Annotated in this window: 7 protein-coding genes; 3 read left to right on the top strand and 4 right to left on the bottom strand. The window is 41.0% G+C overall.

The features are described 5' to 3' along the window. Window positions 1–2,433, bottom strand: a complete 2,433-nt coding sequence (locus B9A18_RS14685; protein WP_084290076.1) for a penicillin acylase family protein — start codon at window positions 2,431–2,433, stop codon at window positions 1–3. A gap of 153 nt (window positions 2,434–2,586) precedes the next feature. Here B9A18_RS14685 and B9A18_RS14680 point away from each other — a divergent pair, with 153 nt between their 5' ends. The 3 genes from B9A18_RS14680 to glgB all read left to right on the top strand — a co-directional run bounded on the left by B9A18_RS14680 (window position 2,587) and on the right by glgB (window position 10,044). Further along, complete coding sequence (locus B9A18_RS14680) at window positions 2,587–5,499, top strand: TonB-dependent receptor (RefSeq protein ID WP_200816366.1); 2,913 nt, start codon at window positions 2,587–2,589, stop codon at window positions 5,497–5,499. Between the two features lie 166 nt (window positions 5,500–5,665). Further along, window positions 5,666–8,134, top strand: a complete 2,469-nt coding sequence (locus tag B9A18_RS14675) for a glycoside hydrolase family 31 protein (RefSeq protein WP_084290075.1) — start codon at window positions 5,666–5,668, stop codon at window positions 8,132–8,134. Next, window positions 8,134–10,044, top strand: coding sequence for a 1,4-alpha-glucan branching protein GlgB (gene glgB, locus B9A18_RS14670; protein ID WP_084290074.1), 1,911 nt, complete (start codon window positions 8,134–8,136; stop codon window positions 10,042–10,044). The genes B9A18_RS14675 and glgB overlap by 1 nt, the downstream gene beginning before the upstream one ends. Here the strand turns inward: glgB and B9A18_RS14665 are convergent. The 3 genes from B9A18_RS14665 to B9A18_RS14655 all read right to left on the bottom strand — a co-directional run bounded on the left by B9A18_RS14665 (window position 10,019) and on the right by B9A18_RS14655 (window position 15,930). Beyond that, on the bottom strand, window positions 10,019–12,742 hold the full coding sequence (locus B9A18_RS14665; RefSeq protein ID WP_084290073.1) for a CHAT domain-containing protein: 2,724 nt from the start codon (window positions 12,740–12,742) through the stop codon (window positions 10,019–10,021). The two genes, glgB and B9A18_RS14665, sit on opposite strands and share 26 nt — an antisense overlap. Then, complete coding sequence (locus B9A18_RS14660; RefSeq protein ID WP_084290072.1) at window positions 12,730–14,814, bottom strand: DUF7849 domain-containing protein; 2,085 nt, start codon at window positions 14,812–14,814, stop codon at window positions 12,730–12,732. Before B9A18_RS14660 ends, B9A18_RS14665 begins: the two co-directional genes overlap by 13 nt. 123 nt (window positions 14,815–14,937) lie before the next feature. Further along, the gene (locus B9A18_RS14655) at window positions 14,938–15,930 is read right to left on the bottom strand and encodes a hypothetical protein (protein WP_084290071.1); all 993 of its coding nucleotides are present in this window, start codon (window positions 15,928–15,930) and stop codon (window positions 14,938–14,940) included. Between the last annotated feature and the right edge of the window lie 133 nt (window positions 15,931–16,063).

Raw genomic sequence — 16,063 nt, 5'->3', positions numbered from 1 at the left:
TTATTTCTTTGAAATTTTTAACTGTGAAATTATTTTGGCTGATTTGTCATCGACTGATTGCATGTAAAACAGATCGTACAGTTTTCCATGTGACCAGGTGTCGATCATATCATCGTAAAACCGACTACCGGGATTACCTGATTGTCCGCCTGGAAATACACCATGACCTTTAGGTGTTTTGCCCAGCTCAACTACCATCCGCCACGAGGGCCCATTACTTTCGCCCAAAGCGTTGATGGTCATTTTTCCTCCGCCCGTTACCAGCAGCTTAGAGCCAAATCCTGGGATTTTAGCCATATGGGGGATGTTGGTATGCTTTAAATTAGCCCATGCCCATGATTTCCCAATAGGTCCGTATTTTCTTTCGAGACTATCGCAACTGAATTTAAACGCCTCGTTTACTAAATCTGCAAGCGTTTCTCTTGCCGGGGTGTTGATATTATCTAGCCATTTCGAATTCGGTTCCTTTAGAATGAGCTGTACTGTCCTGTTTCTTGAGGGATAGCGCATTGGAATGTTAGCTATCGTGAATTCATCATCCCATATGTCGAATTGAAGGCGCTTGGTCCAAATGTCGAATACACTTGCGGCCAATGATTTTGCTTCATAGTACTTATTCCATTCCGACACAAATCTCAATGCTTCTTTTTGTGTTGCATTAAGGTCCAGCTTATTTACCATAGCCAAAATCGTAGGAAGGATGTTTTGTGCATGGATGCTATAACTGTCGGTTTGCATTTTAATCAGGCTATCGGCTGTAGCTTTTTCCATTACTTTTAGCCTGTCGTTTATCCGTTTTCCGCGTTCATAAGGACTAAACTCCCAATTAATATAGTAAGGGTAGCTGGGGTCTGTAGAAGACTGATTTGCGGAACTAACAAATCCTCTCGGCGGGTTCTTTACTGTAGGATTTTGTGAAGACGGTATCCATCCCTGCCAGTCGCTTTTAGGATCACTTCCATCCAGAATAAACTTACCCTGATTTTTCCATTTTAATGGGAATTTGCCATTCGCAGTAATGGCAATGTCGTTTTCGGCTGATGCGAAGATGAAGTTTTGAGCTGGTGCCGTATAAAAAGTCAGTGCATTGCGGTAGTCGTCGTAATTTTTTCCTCTGTTTAGCAGGTAAAAGGTTTTTAGCTCATTAGACTTATCGTGAGCAATCCAACGCAAGGCATTTCCCACTGGAATGTTATTTGCCTTAGAGAAACCTTTAACTTTTTGTAAGTAAACCACTGGTCCGTGATGGGTATAGCGCACGGTATCTGTAACGTCTTTATCACCCCTGATCGAAATCGTTTCCAGTCGGGAACTGGTTTTCTTCCACTGGTTGTTATACCAATAATCTTTGTGTGTATCGTCTTTAAATTTTATCTGATAAAAATCAAGTACATCTGCGGCTACATTTGTCACGCCCCATGCAATGTCTTTATTAAAGCCAATGATGATCCCTGGGGCACCAGGCAAGGAGACGCCATAAGCATTTACACCCGGAGCATGTAATTGAATCTGGTACCAAATGGAGGGCAGAGTTAAGTCAAGATGTGGGTCGTTGGCCAGCATAGGTAAACCTGATGCCGTTTTTGCGCCCGATAGCGCCCAGTTGTTGCTGCCAATTCCTTCTTCTTTCTGCTTTGTTTTTATAGCTGCTGTTGCTGTTTCATCGGTTAATGGTGCAGCCGGGATAGGAAGCGGTTTGAAATCCCATTTTGTTCCGACAGGAATGATGGGCTCCTCTTTAAAGGGATAATCAGGAAATAAGTCTTTCACTACATCAGTTCCGAATTTGTTCCTGATGTTGGACATGTAAAACTCATCTGATCCCATGGCCAAAACGGCCGACATCTGCTTCAGTAGTAGTGCGCATTTAATCGGGGTCCATGCTTCCGGTTTAAAATCCAGTATTTTATATTCAACCGGTAGTTTGGATGGAGATAGAGATTTTATGTAGGCATTTATTCCTTCTGTGTAGGCAAGGATCATTTCTTTGGATTTTGGATCGGCCATCATGCCTTCAAGAGAATTTTCGGCACCGTAAACCATACCCATCCTTCGTTGATACCTGTCCAGTTCGATAGCTTTTTTGCCCACTACCTCTGAGATTCTTCCGGCAGCGAATCTGGTTTGAAAATCCATTTGCCATAAGCGATGTACTGCCGTGATGTATCCCTGAGCATAGTACAGATCATGGTCGTTCTGTGCAAAGATGTGCGGGATCATACGATCATCAAATGCGATATCAACATTTTCAATTGTGCCTTTTAGGCTGATTTCGTTATTTGCCTTTACCGTAGTCCGTTCCGCATTTTGCCAGAAACCGGTAAAAGGGTTTAAAAATTTTAGAACAGGCGGTACATTACCAAATTTTGTATTAAGGGCATATGCGAGTAGTATGGGTACGATAATACAAATGGAAGCTTTTATTTTATTCATTTCTGAAAATTTGGCTATGGCAATTTAACATAAAACTTAATTGAAATGTAATCAATCATTAAATTTTATCCTTGAAATATTTTTCAGATAGTATTTGGTAGTTTCAAAAAAATAATTAAGTTTATGTTAAAATAAAACATAATTATAATAAGTATGAGGAAAATGTTTACTAAAGTGATTTTTGCGCTTTTGTTTTGTATGGTCAGCTTAACTGTACATGCACAAAGTGTTACGATTAGTGGCTTGGTTACGGATAAGCTAACTAAACAACCAATACCAGGTGTTGGAATCACTGTAAAAGGTACAACAAGCGGAACTGCTACAGATGCAAGTGGCAGGTATTCATTTACTACAAATAGAAAAACGCCACTTACCCTCGTAATATCTTTTTTAGGATATATTTCCGTTGAGCAGGAAATTACAGGCAATACAAAAGGTATAAATACGGAACTGGAACCTACCGTTATCCTTGGTCAGGAGGTAGTTATATCTGCATCCAGAACCCCGGAACGAATACTTGAATCTCCGGTATCTGTAGAGCGAATGGGGCAAAGCACAATTAAAGAGCTTTCTGCCCCTTCTTTTTATGATGCATTAATTAATATGAAAGGCGTGGAGGTGAGTACGCAGAGTTTGACCTTCAAATCTATAAATACAAGAGGATTTAACTCAAACGGTAATACCAGATTCAACCAGTTTGTGGATGGAATGGATAACCAGGCACCAGGATTAAATTTTGCAGTCGGAAATATTATTGGTCTTTCTGATCTTGATTTGGATAATGTTGAGCTATTGCCAGGTGCATCGTCGGCATTGTATGGTGCAGGCGGTATCAATGGAACGATGTTAATGACCTCAAAAAATCCTTTTGATTACCAGGGAGCCAGCTTTTCATTCAAAACAGGTATCAATCATGTGAATGATGACAATACAGGCAATCAGCAGTTTAATCAGCTGGATGTCCGTATGGCTAAGGCCTGGAATAATAAGTTTGCTGTAAAAGGTACTTTCTCTTTTTTACAGGCAAAAGATTGGCAGGCAGATAACTATAGTAATTTCGATCGTATAGGGCGTAATTTTAAAGCCGGGGATAGAACAACTGATCCTAATTACGATGGTGTAAACGTTTATGGTGATGAGGTTAATGCTAACCTCCTGTTGGTAGGTAATTCATTACGTTCAAGTTTCCAGGCTCAGCAGCCACTGGCATATGGAGCATTTAACTCTTTGGTTACTAATCCCGGGTTAACCAGCTATAATGCTGTACTGAACCAGATTAATACAAATCCTGCATTTGCCGCTTTAAGGCCTGCAATGCCTCAGTTGTCACCCTTCCTTGCTTTAATGTACGGTTTACAGCGGGGTGGCGTAACCAGTCAGGCCGTTTCAAGAACAGGCTATAATGAATCAAATTTAGTTGATTATGATACCAAGTCGTTAAAGGCTTCGGGATCTCTTCATTACAAAGTAACCCCTACTATCGAAGCTATTGCACACGCAGCATGGGGTACTGGAACTTCTGTTTATACAGGTTCAGACCGCTATTCATTACGTAATTTTAGTATCGGTCAGTTTAAATTGGAGTTAAAAGGGCAGGACTTTTTTGTTAGAGGATATACCACTCAGGAGCGTTCTGGTGATTCTTATATCTCCTCCATTCTTGGCTCATTTATCAATGAAGCCTACCGCCCAAGCAGTATTGCCGGTCCAAATGCTATAAATGGTTGGTTTGCTCAATATGCATTGGCTTATTCCAGTGCGCTTGCTGCCGGTGGAAGTAATGACGCAGCACACAATGCAGCAAGAGGTGTTGCTGATCGTGGTAGATTTATGCCTGGTACTGCACAATTTGAAGCTGCTAAAAACAGCATCGTTAACAATACCATTTCATCTGGCTTAGGCGCAAAATTCGACGATAAAACAAACCTTTACCACTATGAAGGATTGTATAATCTTTCCAATGCATTAAACAATGTTGTGGAATTACAGGTTGGAGGTTCTTACAGAATTTATCAGTTGCGCTCCGGTGGAACTATTTTCGACGATCTTGGCAAAAAACTAAATATCGACGAATACGGAGCATTTGCACAGGTTGCAAAAAAAATGTTTGATGATAAGTTTAAATTATCCTTATCAGGAAGGTATGATAAAAGTACCAATTTTGATGGACGCTTTACACCAAGAATTTCAGGGGTTTACACCGTAGCGCCAAACAATAACATTCGTGTTTCTTATCAAACAGGTTACCGCAACCCGACTACTCAAAATCAATATATAGATTTATCTGTAGCAGGTGGTCGTCAGCGATTGATCGGAGGTATACCAGAAATGTTGAATAAATATGAAATGCTGACAACCAGAAAACCTTACACAGATGCAAGCTATCGTGCATATGATGCTTCATTGGCCACAGGAACGCCAAACCCAGCATTGTTAAAAACCTATGAGTTTGATCCAAGGGGTATCAGACCGGAGAGTGTTCAGTCGTACGAAATTGGATACAAAGGCTTATTAGGACCTAAATTTTTGATTGATGCCTATGCTTATTACAACCAGTATAAAAACTTTATTACAGCTGTAGAAGTATATCAGCAAAATGGCTCAACTTATCCCTTCCCTAAATTCGGTGTTCCTGTAAATGCCGTAGGAAAGGTAACTTCTTATGGCGGTGCTTTGGGAATTGATTACCTGTTAGGCAAGAACTATAACCTGAGTGGAAACGTTTCTTATAATGAGTTAGGCGATCTTCCTGCTGATTATATCAATGATTTCAATACCCCTAAAGTTCGTTATAACCTGGGATTGGGAAATAGAGAGGTGATAAGAAACGTTGGTTTTAACGTGAATTACCGCTGGCAGGATGAGTTCTTCTGGAATTCATCATTTGCTGCAGGAGCGGTTCCTTCATTCAGTACTATAGATGCACAGGTTAACTTTAAGATCCCTTCAGTGAAATCAATGATCAAATTGGGTGGTTCTAACATCTTAAATAAATATTATATCACCTCATATGGTAACCCTGCAATAGGTGCACTTTACTATGTGTCGTATACATTTAACCCATAGGATATTTCTTTTTTAAAGGTTAAGGCTCTGATGTTCATATCAGAGCCTTTTTTTTGCGCAAGTTATATCTCATATAATCCTTTGGTTTTAATAGAAATTTTAACACCTTAGTTGTACAAAGTACACGAAGTGGCTGCTTCGTGGTTTTTTACCTAAGGGAGTTTTTATGGAAGAGTTAAATGAACAACAGCATATATATAACGAGCAATTAGATAAGGGGATTGAAGCTGAAGAATCAGTGCAGCATTTAAACAATCCGGTTTCAGGACCTAAACCAATCGTAAAAAAATACCTTAGCGCAGTGGAGCAGGTTCATGCCGAGGGAAATAAGTTCTATTTTTCAGATGGTGATGCCCAGGTTGAGATTCGGGTAGTAAGTGATGAGATCATCAGAGTCAGACTAGCTCCACATGGAGTTTTCCTGGAGGATTTTTCTTACGCTGTCCCGGTGGTTGATCAAAAGGTTACCACCTTTAAAATGGAAGAGCAGGAAGCCCATTATGCCATTTCTACCAACACCGTAACCTGTAAAATCAGAAAAAGCGACTTCAATGTGTCTTTTCTGGATAACAGAAGTCAGATGGTGATGAGTGAGGATGACCAGGCTATGCACTGGGAGGAGAATGTAGAATTTGGTGGTTACTATGTATACGCTACCAAAAAGTGCCTCCCTGATGAGAATTTCTTTGGGCTGGGCGACAAATCCGGAAACATGAACTTAAAAGGAAGGCATTTCCAGAATTGGAATACAGATGCCTATTCTTTTGGCTGGGATCAGGATCCTTTGTACCGTACCATTCCTTTTTATACAGGCGTACACCACCAGGCTGCCTATGGGATCTTCTTCGACAATACTTTCCGTTCTTATTTTGATTTCGGGAAAGAAGACCAAACGAAAACCAGTTTCTGGGCAGATGGTGGCGAATTGCAATATTATTACATCCATGGTCCACATTTAATGGACGTGGTAAAAAGATATCAAAGTCTTACCGGAACACATCCAATGCCGCCAAAATGGGCTTTAGGATATCACCAATGCCGATGGAGTTATTACCCTGAAAAAAAGGTGAAGGAAATAGCGGAAGGTTTCAGATCCAGAAGTATACCATGTGATGCCATTTATCTGGATATCGACTATATGGATGGCTATCGTTGTTTTACCTGGAATAAAAGCCACTTTCCTGATCCTAAGAGGATGATTAAGGAACTGGCCAATGATGGGTTCAAAACTGTGGTTATGATCGATCCTGGTATTAAAGTGGACGACAATTATTGGGTTTTTAAAGAAGGAAAAGAGAATAACTATTTCTGCCGCCGTAGTGATGATTATTTCATGGAAGGTCATGTTTGGCCAGGCAGGTGTCAGTTCCCAGATTTTACCAATCCTACCGTGCGCGAATGGTGGGGTAATTTGTATAAAGGACTGGTTGATATGGGCGTTGCCGGTGTTTGGAATGATATGAACGAGCCTGCAGTATTTGGCTCAGGTACTTTTCCTAATGACGTACGACATAACTTCGAAGGTTACAGAGGTTCGCACCGTAAAGCACATAATGTTTATGGGATGCAGATGGTCCGTTCTACTTACGACGGACTTAAAAAATTAATGCGCAACAAGCGTCCATTTACTATCACCCGCGCAGGGTATTCAGGGATGCAACGCTATGGCTGTGTGTGGACAGGCGACAACGTAGCTACCTGGGAACACCTTAAAATAGGCAATATCCAATGTCAGCGCATGTCAATTTCGGGTGTGCCTTTCTGCGGAACAGATATTGGCGGTTTTAGTGGAGAACCTGATGGCGAATTGTTTACCCGTTGGATTCAGCTTGGTACCTTCTCGCCATTTATGCGTGCCCACTCTGCAGGTGATACCGCTGAACGTGAGCCATGGAGCTTTGGCGAGCCATATACCAGTATCAACAGAACTTATATTGAATTGAGATACCGTTTGATGCCATATCTATACTCCGTGTTCTGGGAGCATCATCGTTATGGATTCCCTATCCTCCGACCATTGGTTATGCTGGAACAGGAGAATCCAAGCACAAGTTTCCGCCAGGACGAGTTTACTTTTGGCGACAAGATTTTAGTTTGTCCTGTATTGGAGCAAGGTGCTACTTCACGAATGGTTTACCTGCCAAAAGGTAAATGGTATAATTTCTGGACACACGAAATCCTGACTGGTGAAAGCGAGCATAATATCAAGGCACCCTTAGATCATATGCCGTTATTTGTAAGAGCAGGATCCGTAATTCCCGAATATCCGGTGATGCAGTATGTAGGCGAAAAAAACATCGAAGAAGTATTATTAAATGTATATTACACAGACTATGAGGTAAACTCATTCCTGTTTGAAGATCATGGAGATACCTTTGCTTATGAACAAGATATCTATTCTGAAAAGAAATTCTGTGTAAATGGAACACAATACCTGCTGAGCATAGAACAAACAGTTAATGGCCTGTATACACCAAATTACGAGTCGTATAATTATAATATCATTGGATTACCTTTTAATGTAAACAAGATTACCATTGATGAAGTAGATGTGTCCGACTATCAAATGGATGAAAACAATTGCCTGCGTTTTAAATCAAATAAGAATTTCACCAGCATAAAAATATATAACTAATGAACCAAGTGCTTGCGCATAGCCTTTTCAGTGAATTTGACATTTCTCTATTTGTATCCGGTAAGCACTTTCGATTGTATGAAAAGTTTGGCGCACATCTTATTAATGTAGATGATGTAGACGGGACTTATTTCTCGGTTTGGGCACCAAATGCGCAGGCTGTACATGTCATTGGTGATTTTAACGATTGGAATCGCTCCGTTCATCCCTTAAACAGGCGTCTCGATAGCTCAGGCATCTGGGAAGGCTTTATCCCCAGTGTTGCCAAGGGCCAACTCTATAAATTCCTGGTTAAAGGTTTTGATGGGGTAGACGTAGAAAAAGGCGATCCATATGCAAAAAGGTGGGAACACCCGCCTCAAACGGCTTCTATCGTTTGGGATAATGATTATAAATGGAAAGATAAAACCTGGCTAAACAAACGGGCTAAGTTAAACGCTTTAGATAAACCCATGTCGGTTTATGAAGTGCACCTGGGCTCCTGGCAACGCGATCCGAATGAACCGGCCCGGGTATTAACCTATGTTGAAATCGCCAATAGCCTGGTACCATATTTACTGGATATGGGCTTTACCCATGTAGAGTTTATGCCTATAATGGAGTATCCCTATTTTCCTTCATGGGGCTACCAGATCACCGGGTATTTTGCAGCAAGTTCAAGACATGGTACGCCGCAGGAATTAATGTACCTGATTAACGAACTGCATAAAAATGATATTGCAGTAATTTTAGATTGGGTGCCCTCACATTTCCCCGGTGATGCGCATGGACTTTACCATTTCGATGGTACGCATTTGTACGAACATGCGGATATGCGTAAAGGCTTTCATCCCGATTGGAAATCGTATATATTTAATTACGACAGGAATGAAGTCCGCTCATTTTTAATCAGCAACGCCCTCTATTGGCTGGATAAGTTTCATATAGATGGTTTAAGAGTCGATGCCGTAGCATCTATGCTTTATTTCGATTTTTCCCGCAAGGCGGAAGATGCTGCTACCAATCAGTATGGTGGAAGAGAGAATTTAGGAGCTATTGAATTTCTTAAAGACCTTAATGTTGCTGTATATGGTAACTATGAAGGCGTACATACCATTGCTGAAGAAAGCAGTACTTATCCCGGTGTTACCCATCCCGTGCATGAAGGAGGTTTAGGCTTTGGAATGAAATGGATGATGGGCTGGATGAATGATACGCTGAAGTATTTTAAAAACGATCCTATCAACAGAAGATACCATCATTATCAGCTTACCTTTAACATTACTTATGCCTTTAGCGAGAACTTTATGCTCCCTTTCTCGCATGATGAAGTGGTACATGGTAAATCATCAATGATTTATAAAATGCCGGGTGATGAGTGGCAGAAGTTTGCCAACCTGCGGGTGTTGTATGCCTATATGTTTACCCAACCTGGTACCAAGCTTTTGTTTATGGGCAATGAGTTTGCACAAACGCATGAATGGGATTTTAAAAGTTCGTTAGACTGGCATCTGTTGCAACATGCACCGCATCTTGCCATGCAAAAAACCGTTAGGGCGATTAATAAACTATATACTTCAGAACCGGCTTTATACGAACATAGTTTTTCTTTTGAGGGCTTTGAATGGATCAACGCAGATGATGCGAGGCATTCGATATATATCTATATCAGAAAGGGGAAAAAGGCAAAGGATACATTGATTGTAGTTTTAAATTTAACCCCTGTATACAGAGAAAACTATAGAGTAGGACTGCCTTTTAAAGCGAAATGGAAAGAAATATTTAATACCGATGCCAAAGAGTTTTTTGGTAGCGGAAAGCTGAACACCAAGGTAATCCAGCCGGAAAAAATAGATTGCCATAACAGAGAGTATTCTATCTTGTTGAATGTACCTCCTTTGGCTGTTACGATACTGAAGCAGGCGAAATAGATCTCTTTTTAACCTTTAGCAGGTAATATATGCCTAAAATAGCAACAAGTATAAGCGCTGCAAGCTGCCCATAATCGATGATACGATTATGGGCAGCTTGTAGGTTTACTTTTTTGTCGTAGCCCATATAAATCAGTGCATCCCAGTAATAGGGCAGGTATTCCTGTGCAGGTCTTTGTTTGTTTAGTAGCCAGTCTAGTTTGGCATGGTGCAGGGCAATGCTGATTTTCTGTCCCGCAAGCATATTTTGATAGCATGCAGCTGTAATTTCTGAGGCAGCCTGATCATTAACATTCCATAAGCCGGCAATAGTGCCACCTGTGCCTATGGCAGCAAAGCCCCTGCTTAAACTGATGATGCCCTCACCGCTGTTCATCATTCCGTCCGCTGTCCGGCAGGCACTCAATACCACCAGGTCTGGGGCAGCTTTTCGCGCTGATAGTTCGAACAAGAATACCGGCTCATCCTCAAAAGATAAGGTTGGCTCCCTTTGTAAACCGGATAAATAGGAGTGGGTGCTGATGTGTAATACATTGGCCTGGTCAAAAGCATTGAAAAAATCTTTTACCCCGGCATCCTCATCTCTCCTGAAATCACCGGCTACTATCTTTTCTATGGATTCGGCTTCTTTAGCAACCGCTGGAATGAACTGCTTGTTTTTATGCTGGTGGGTGACAAACAAACCTGCAAAGCCTTTATGCTCTGTTTTTTTCGTTGATTGCTTTAGCCAGGTTTGTATGGAAAAGGCATAAGCAACAGAAAGATCTTTAATTACAAAAGGCCAGCTCGCAATATCAGGCTGATAATTGTTACTGGTAACCAGGCCATCAAAAGAGAGATATCCAATCACCTCGTCCGGAATAATAATGAGTGGTTCATTTTTAGGAAAATTAAAACTCCCCAGTAAAGTTTTGTAAATCTGATTGGAAGCCATGAAAAACGACTTTGGCTGGTTCATCATTGCCGCCGGACCCCTTCGGTAATAAGTGTTTACAAAATCGAATATCTGCTGTTTCACCTGCCTTGCATTAGAAATCCTTCTGATGTGTTTTACCCTTCGGTTGTAAATTTCTGCTACATAAAGGTGGTCGGTACCGGAAAAGAATTCTATGAAATGAGCAGTTCGCGGAAGCTGCTTTAATAGGTTATCAGCCGCTAGCAACATTTCCTTACCAGTTGCCAGTGAAGGATAACGTTGAGCTATATTTTTTTCAATGCCTTCGAGTTTAAATTTAAGTTCAGCATTCCGTTTTTCGATCTCTATGGGATCTTCAGCACCTTGCAGCAATTCTTTCTCATTGTAGGCGATGGCTTGCTCCAACTTTGCTTTTTCCTGAAATAAAGGGTCTTTTGTCGACCGGGTTAATTGTTGTTCATTGCTGCGGATGTCGTCTAGCAAGGTGCGTGCCCTGGTTTGTTCAATGATCGCTATAATGATTTCCGCATAGCTATGCTGATTTGTTTTCCCAAGCAGGCTAAAAGCAATGGCAATCGCTTTTTCTGCCATTTGTTTAGTTTCCGCCTGAAAGCGTTGTTTTGTTTTTACATCTGCAAGCTCAAAACGTATCCGATCTGCCGATAGTAAAGAGAAGCGAATGTTCTCCAAAGCCTCTTTTTGTAACCCCATTTGGTTATAGGCTAGTGATTTTTGGTAAAATACATCAACCAGACGGTTGTCGCCAAATATCCTATCTGCATTGATCCGCAGTGCAGTATCAGTAATACCAAACGTACTTAGCACCTGGTTAAAATAGGTTAATGCTTCGGTAGGCTGTTTTTGAGCAAGCTTAATTTTACCCAGTTGGATAAATATATAAGCTTTTTCTCTTAACCTGTTTCCCTTATAGTATTGATCATTAATGACCAGCGCCTGCTGATAGTTGTTCCGTGCAGTGGTAAAATGCTGTTTTTTTCTGTGGATATCACCCGAAGTGATATAGCTGCTCAAAAGCCAGTAAGCCGTTTCAGAATTAGGTTTTAGCTTTTGCTGACGGGAAATGTTTCTTGCAATAACCTGTTCAGCCAGTTCAAGCTCATCTTTATCAAAGTATATGTCAGCCAAAGTATTGTCGAGCAAAATAAGCGCTGAAGAGCCGGGAGCCGCTTTTTTAGTACCAAGGAGGATGCATTCCTCTGCTTTTTTAAAATCACCTAGTGAGCGGTAGGAGATGGCCATATTGTTGTAAACAGAGACAGCTAAAGCATCATTATGTTCTCGCTTTGCATAATCCAGTGTTCTTTGCTGGATAAACAAAGCCTTCTCATAATCACCCAAACGGGTATAGTTATTGGCCCAGGGCTTTAAAACATAGTCTGCAATACCCTCTACATTGAGCTTATGGTCGATGGCGTAATTATATGCCTGTTCATAACAATTGATAGAGTTAAGGATATTACCCGTGTACATCTGGTTATATCCCTGGTTGCTCAGTAGCATCAACCAGGCTTCTTTTTCTGGAGTAGATTGGGGCTTGCGCCATCTTTCCCGTTCAGTACGCATTAAAAAAGGGAGAGTCTGACGAGGACTGCCATAGCTGTAATCTATCCTCGTATATAACCAATCAGTCAGGTTGTCCTTTTCTTTTAATGAATCGAGGGTTTTAACAATCGGCTGCGGAATGCTTACCGGATGCTGCGCAGCAACAGCAAAACCAGAAAGTGAAAGATAAACAAGAAGAATTCTCGCTAAAACTTCCATGTTAAATAAGTAATTAACCTATTGTCTGAACCCTGAAATGTGTATAAATACCTGAAACCAATGGAAGGACCTACATGTACTTTTCCTACCTGTATATCAGTGAACAACGTGTTCTGGAAATCATTAAAGCTTTTGCTGACTTTGTCGAATGTTTTTTTAAGGGTAACCTGCTCACCAGTTCCGGTAGCGCTCAAAAGTTCATACAAGCCCTGTTTACCAGGGGTCGACTGCTCATCAATATTGAAAGAAACCAGGGTGCCAATACCTGCACCAATGTACTTATTGAAATTATAACGCATTTGCAGCGGAACAATATTAATGGTTAACACCTTTGTACGCGCTGTGCTATCAACGTACTTAAGTCTGGCCTCCTGCTGTTTCCCATTAACCACAATAGGAACAAGTCTTTCAGTCCCGGGCGTTCTTTTAATCAGGTATTCTTTTTCAGCGAATGAACTCGCATACAATTCTACCTGCCAGTAATACCTGTGTGGGGCATAGGGAGCTAAACTAACACCAAAGGTGATGTTCTTTTGTCCGGAAAAGGGCGTGTTGCCATTTTTAAAGGGGAAACCATAACCGGCAATAATTCCCGGAGATAAACCCATTTTATATCTTCCTGTTGCCCTGTTGGTATAGATTGGCTCATTCTTGTCGAACACAATAGCCGCTCCGCTTTTAAATGGCAGCTTTTTAGGTTTTGCCTTAAAGCCAATCTTGTACTCAATAAAGCCCATGGTCGAGTCGGCATCATTAACCCCTTTCTGCTGCATACCCGGCAGATAAATATTTTTAAATACAAAATGCATGCTATCTGCCACACTAACTGTATCCAGGCAACTTTGATTGGCATAAGCATCCTTGCTAAGGATTACTTTTGGTTTAGAATCCAATATCTCAATAGATCCTTTATCCAATATTTCGGCGATAGCAACGCCTACATCAACCTTTTTCGCTGGTCCCTTGCCCGTATTTTGAAATCTCACCTTATAGGTTAGTTTTTTGTTTTTACCCGTAAAACGGAAGTTCATCCTGCTGTTTTTCAACATCATCTTATTGGGGTCATGCGAGGCTACAATCTGAAGTTCGATGGTAAACAAATCTGTTGTGGCCAGCGGATTGTCGGGAATAAACATACCGGTTAGTTTTACCACCGCATTGGTATCCTTAATCATCTCCGGCGTAGTTTTAAATTGCAGGAATACAAACTTTTCTTCACCGGCTTTCAGGTTTTCAAATTTCCAGCTTTCAGTTTTGCGGTAAGCTACCATTTTCTCTTTAATCAATGCTGTGCCCTCCGGATCAAAAACAACATGATTAGTCTCATTGGAGTTTGGACCATTTAGCGCGGCATAAAAAGGGTCATAGCGACTTAACTTTAAAGCAGCTACGGTACCATATTTATCAAGAGAAGTTTTCTTTTCATTGTGGTAAGTACGCGCCTCAGCAAGTTCAAAATTATCCTTCGTAAATTCTTTATCGTTAAATAGTATCGCCAGTGTACCATTAAGGTTTGCTATTCCATTTTCGGGCTTATTGCGGTAACCTAGAACCAGCATCATGTCATCTCCGGGTTTCGGCATACAATTCGTTTTCATCTCTATCGAACCACCCGATTTAAAGAAAGCAGGTTCTGCTGATTTATTGGCCGCAAGTACAGGTCTGCTACTTCCCGGTTTTAAAGGCTTAGGTCTGGTAGGCGGACGCTTCCCATCATCATAACTGTTGGTCGCAAATAAACGAACATCGTATTTTAAATCATCCGGAAAGCTATGCTGCGGTTCTTTTTCGAAGGAGAACTGCCCATCGCCAAATTCCCAAAAATAACTATAAAAGGGTTCGGGAGCGCCGGCAATCTGACGAAGCGGTCGCAACACTGAACTGAACTTTACTACACCGTTTTCTACAGTGTGATTGATGATTGCCGGAACGGTATCTGCTGGCATAGTTAAAGCAGGATTGGGCTTAGTTAAGCCCGGTAGCTGTTTTTGCGCATATAGTGCAGGTGCAACAAGTGATGTTGCTAAAAATGTTCCGAAAAATAGTACGCGTAATTGTAGCAGTCTTTTCATACTCAGAAATAAATTTAACAATATATCTTAAAATGATGCGTGTTTATCATTAAAAATAAAACGGGAAAAAGGCTGTACCATTTTTAATGATACAACCTTTCCATTGTGTATTGATTAGGGAGCTTAATAATTGTCCAGGCTGCTGATGGCAGCTTGTATGGTCGCTTCAGTAGTTTCTGTTAAAGTCATGGTTAGGTTCTGGTTTGCGCTGATGGTGATATCCTGAACTGCATAGTAGAATTTACCATCTTTAATAGAGAAGGAAAGCATACGACCCTGAGAACCAATTGGCATACTGTTGTCGTAACTTTTTACTTTGTTCGCACCATCAGGAGTATACAATTGAGCAACTACATTAGCACCTTTCGCACAGTAGTATACAAAGGTTTCGCCACTATAGGCATGGAAACTAGCCATTGTGCCCGGGTTATTTAATACTTCTACACGTACTGTTGTTTTAGGGCTGCTGTTGGCATAAAAGGTATCGCAGTTTACCCAACCCAGATTTCCGAAGTCAAATGTAAAGGCCGATTGAGATGCGCTTACTTCTTTCATACCTACACCATTGGCGTTTCTTGGTGCTGCCCATGCCATCTGATTAGCTGCGGCCGCAACAAGTGGTTTTTCTCCGCCTTGGTCTACACCAACCCAAAGCTGGGTAGCCCCATCTCTTTTAGCAGGAATTGCGATTTTAATGGGTACTGCCAGGTTCTGATCTACGCTAAGTCCATTTGCCTTCACATCGATAAAAATAAAACCATCTGATACCAGCGGAGCACCTGATGAATGGTTGGTATTTGCACCAGTAAATATTACAGCACTTCTTTTCAATACCTCATAAACTTCAACCGTTACATTTCCGGTTACTGCCACACCACCTTTGGTTAATGAACCTACAGGGAAAGTAACTTTAGTACCATCTAAAAATGTTATCGTTTGAGGAAGTGCAGAAGCGTTGATTTCTTTGGATTGTTTTTGTGCACCAAATTTAGCGGTGAATTCTTTTGCTGAGTTTACGGTGTTGTTCCTGTCATCGCCAGCGTTCTCTTTTTTACATGCTACGCCTAAGGCGATCAATACGATGAATAATGCTGATGTTAAGTTTAAAGTTTTCATGTTGTTTCGTTTTAAAATTCGCTTACTCTATTTAAGGCTTTTCAGCGTTCGCCATTGGGTGATTCGAATAGATATCAATGGCTTCGAAAAAATGTTACCCCCTTGTTCCGAAAAAAAATTAAATTAGCAGTCA

The organism is Pedobacter nyackensis, assembly GCF_900176505.1.
Lineage (GTDB): Bacteria > Bacteroidota > Bacteroidia > Sphingobacteriales > Sphingobacteriaceae > Pedobacter > Pedobacter nyackensis.
Note: the sequence above shows the minus strand (reverse complement) of the source record. Positions and strands in the feature narration are given on the sequence as shown.

Excerpts from the sequence above, each read along its gene's own strand:
- glgB (WP_084290074.1), top strand. The coding sequence starts at position 8,134 with ATGAACCAAGTGCTTGCGCATAGCCTTTTCAGTGAATTTGACATTTCT.
- B9A18_RS14680 (WP_200816366.1), top strand. The coding sequence starts at position 2,587 with ATGAGGAAAATGTTTACTAAAGTGATTTTTGCGCTTTTGTTTTGTATG.
- B9A18_RS14685 (WP_084290076.1), bottom strand. The coding sequence starts at position 2,433 with ATGAATAAAATAAAAGCTTCCATTTGTATTATCGTACCCATACTACTC.
- B9A18_RS14675 (WP_084290075.1), top strand. The coding sequence starts at position 5,666 with ATGGAAGAGTTAAATGAACAACAGCATATATATAACGAGCAATTAGAT.
- B9A18_RS14655 (WP_084290071.1), bottom strand. The coding sequence starts at position 15,930 with ATGAAAACTTTAAACTTAACATCAGCATTATTCATCGTATTGATCGCC.
- B9A18_RS14660 (WP_084290072.1), bottom strand. The coding sequence starts at position 14,814 with ATGAAAAGACTGCTACAATTACGCGTACTATTTTTCGGAACATTTTTA.
- B9A18_RS14665 (WP_084290073.1), bottom strand. The coding sequence starts at position 12,742 with ATGGAAGTTTTAGCGAGAATTCTTCTTGTTTATCTTTCACTTTCTGGT.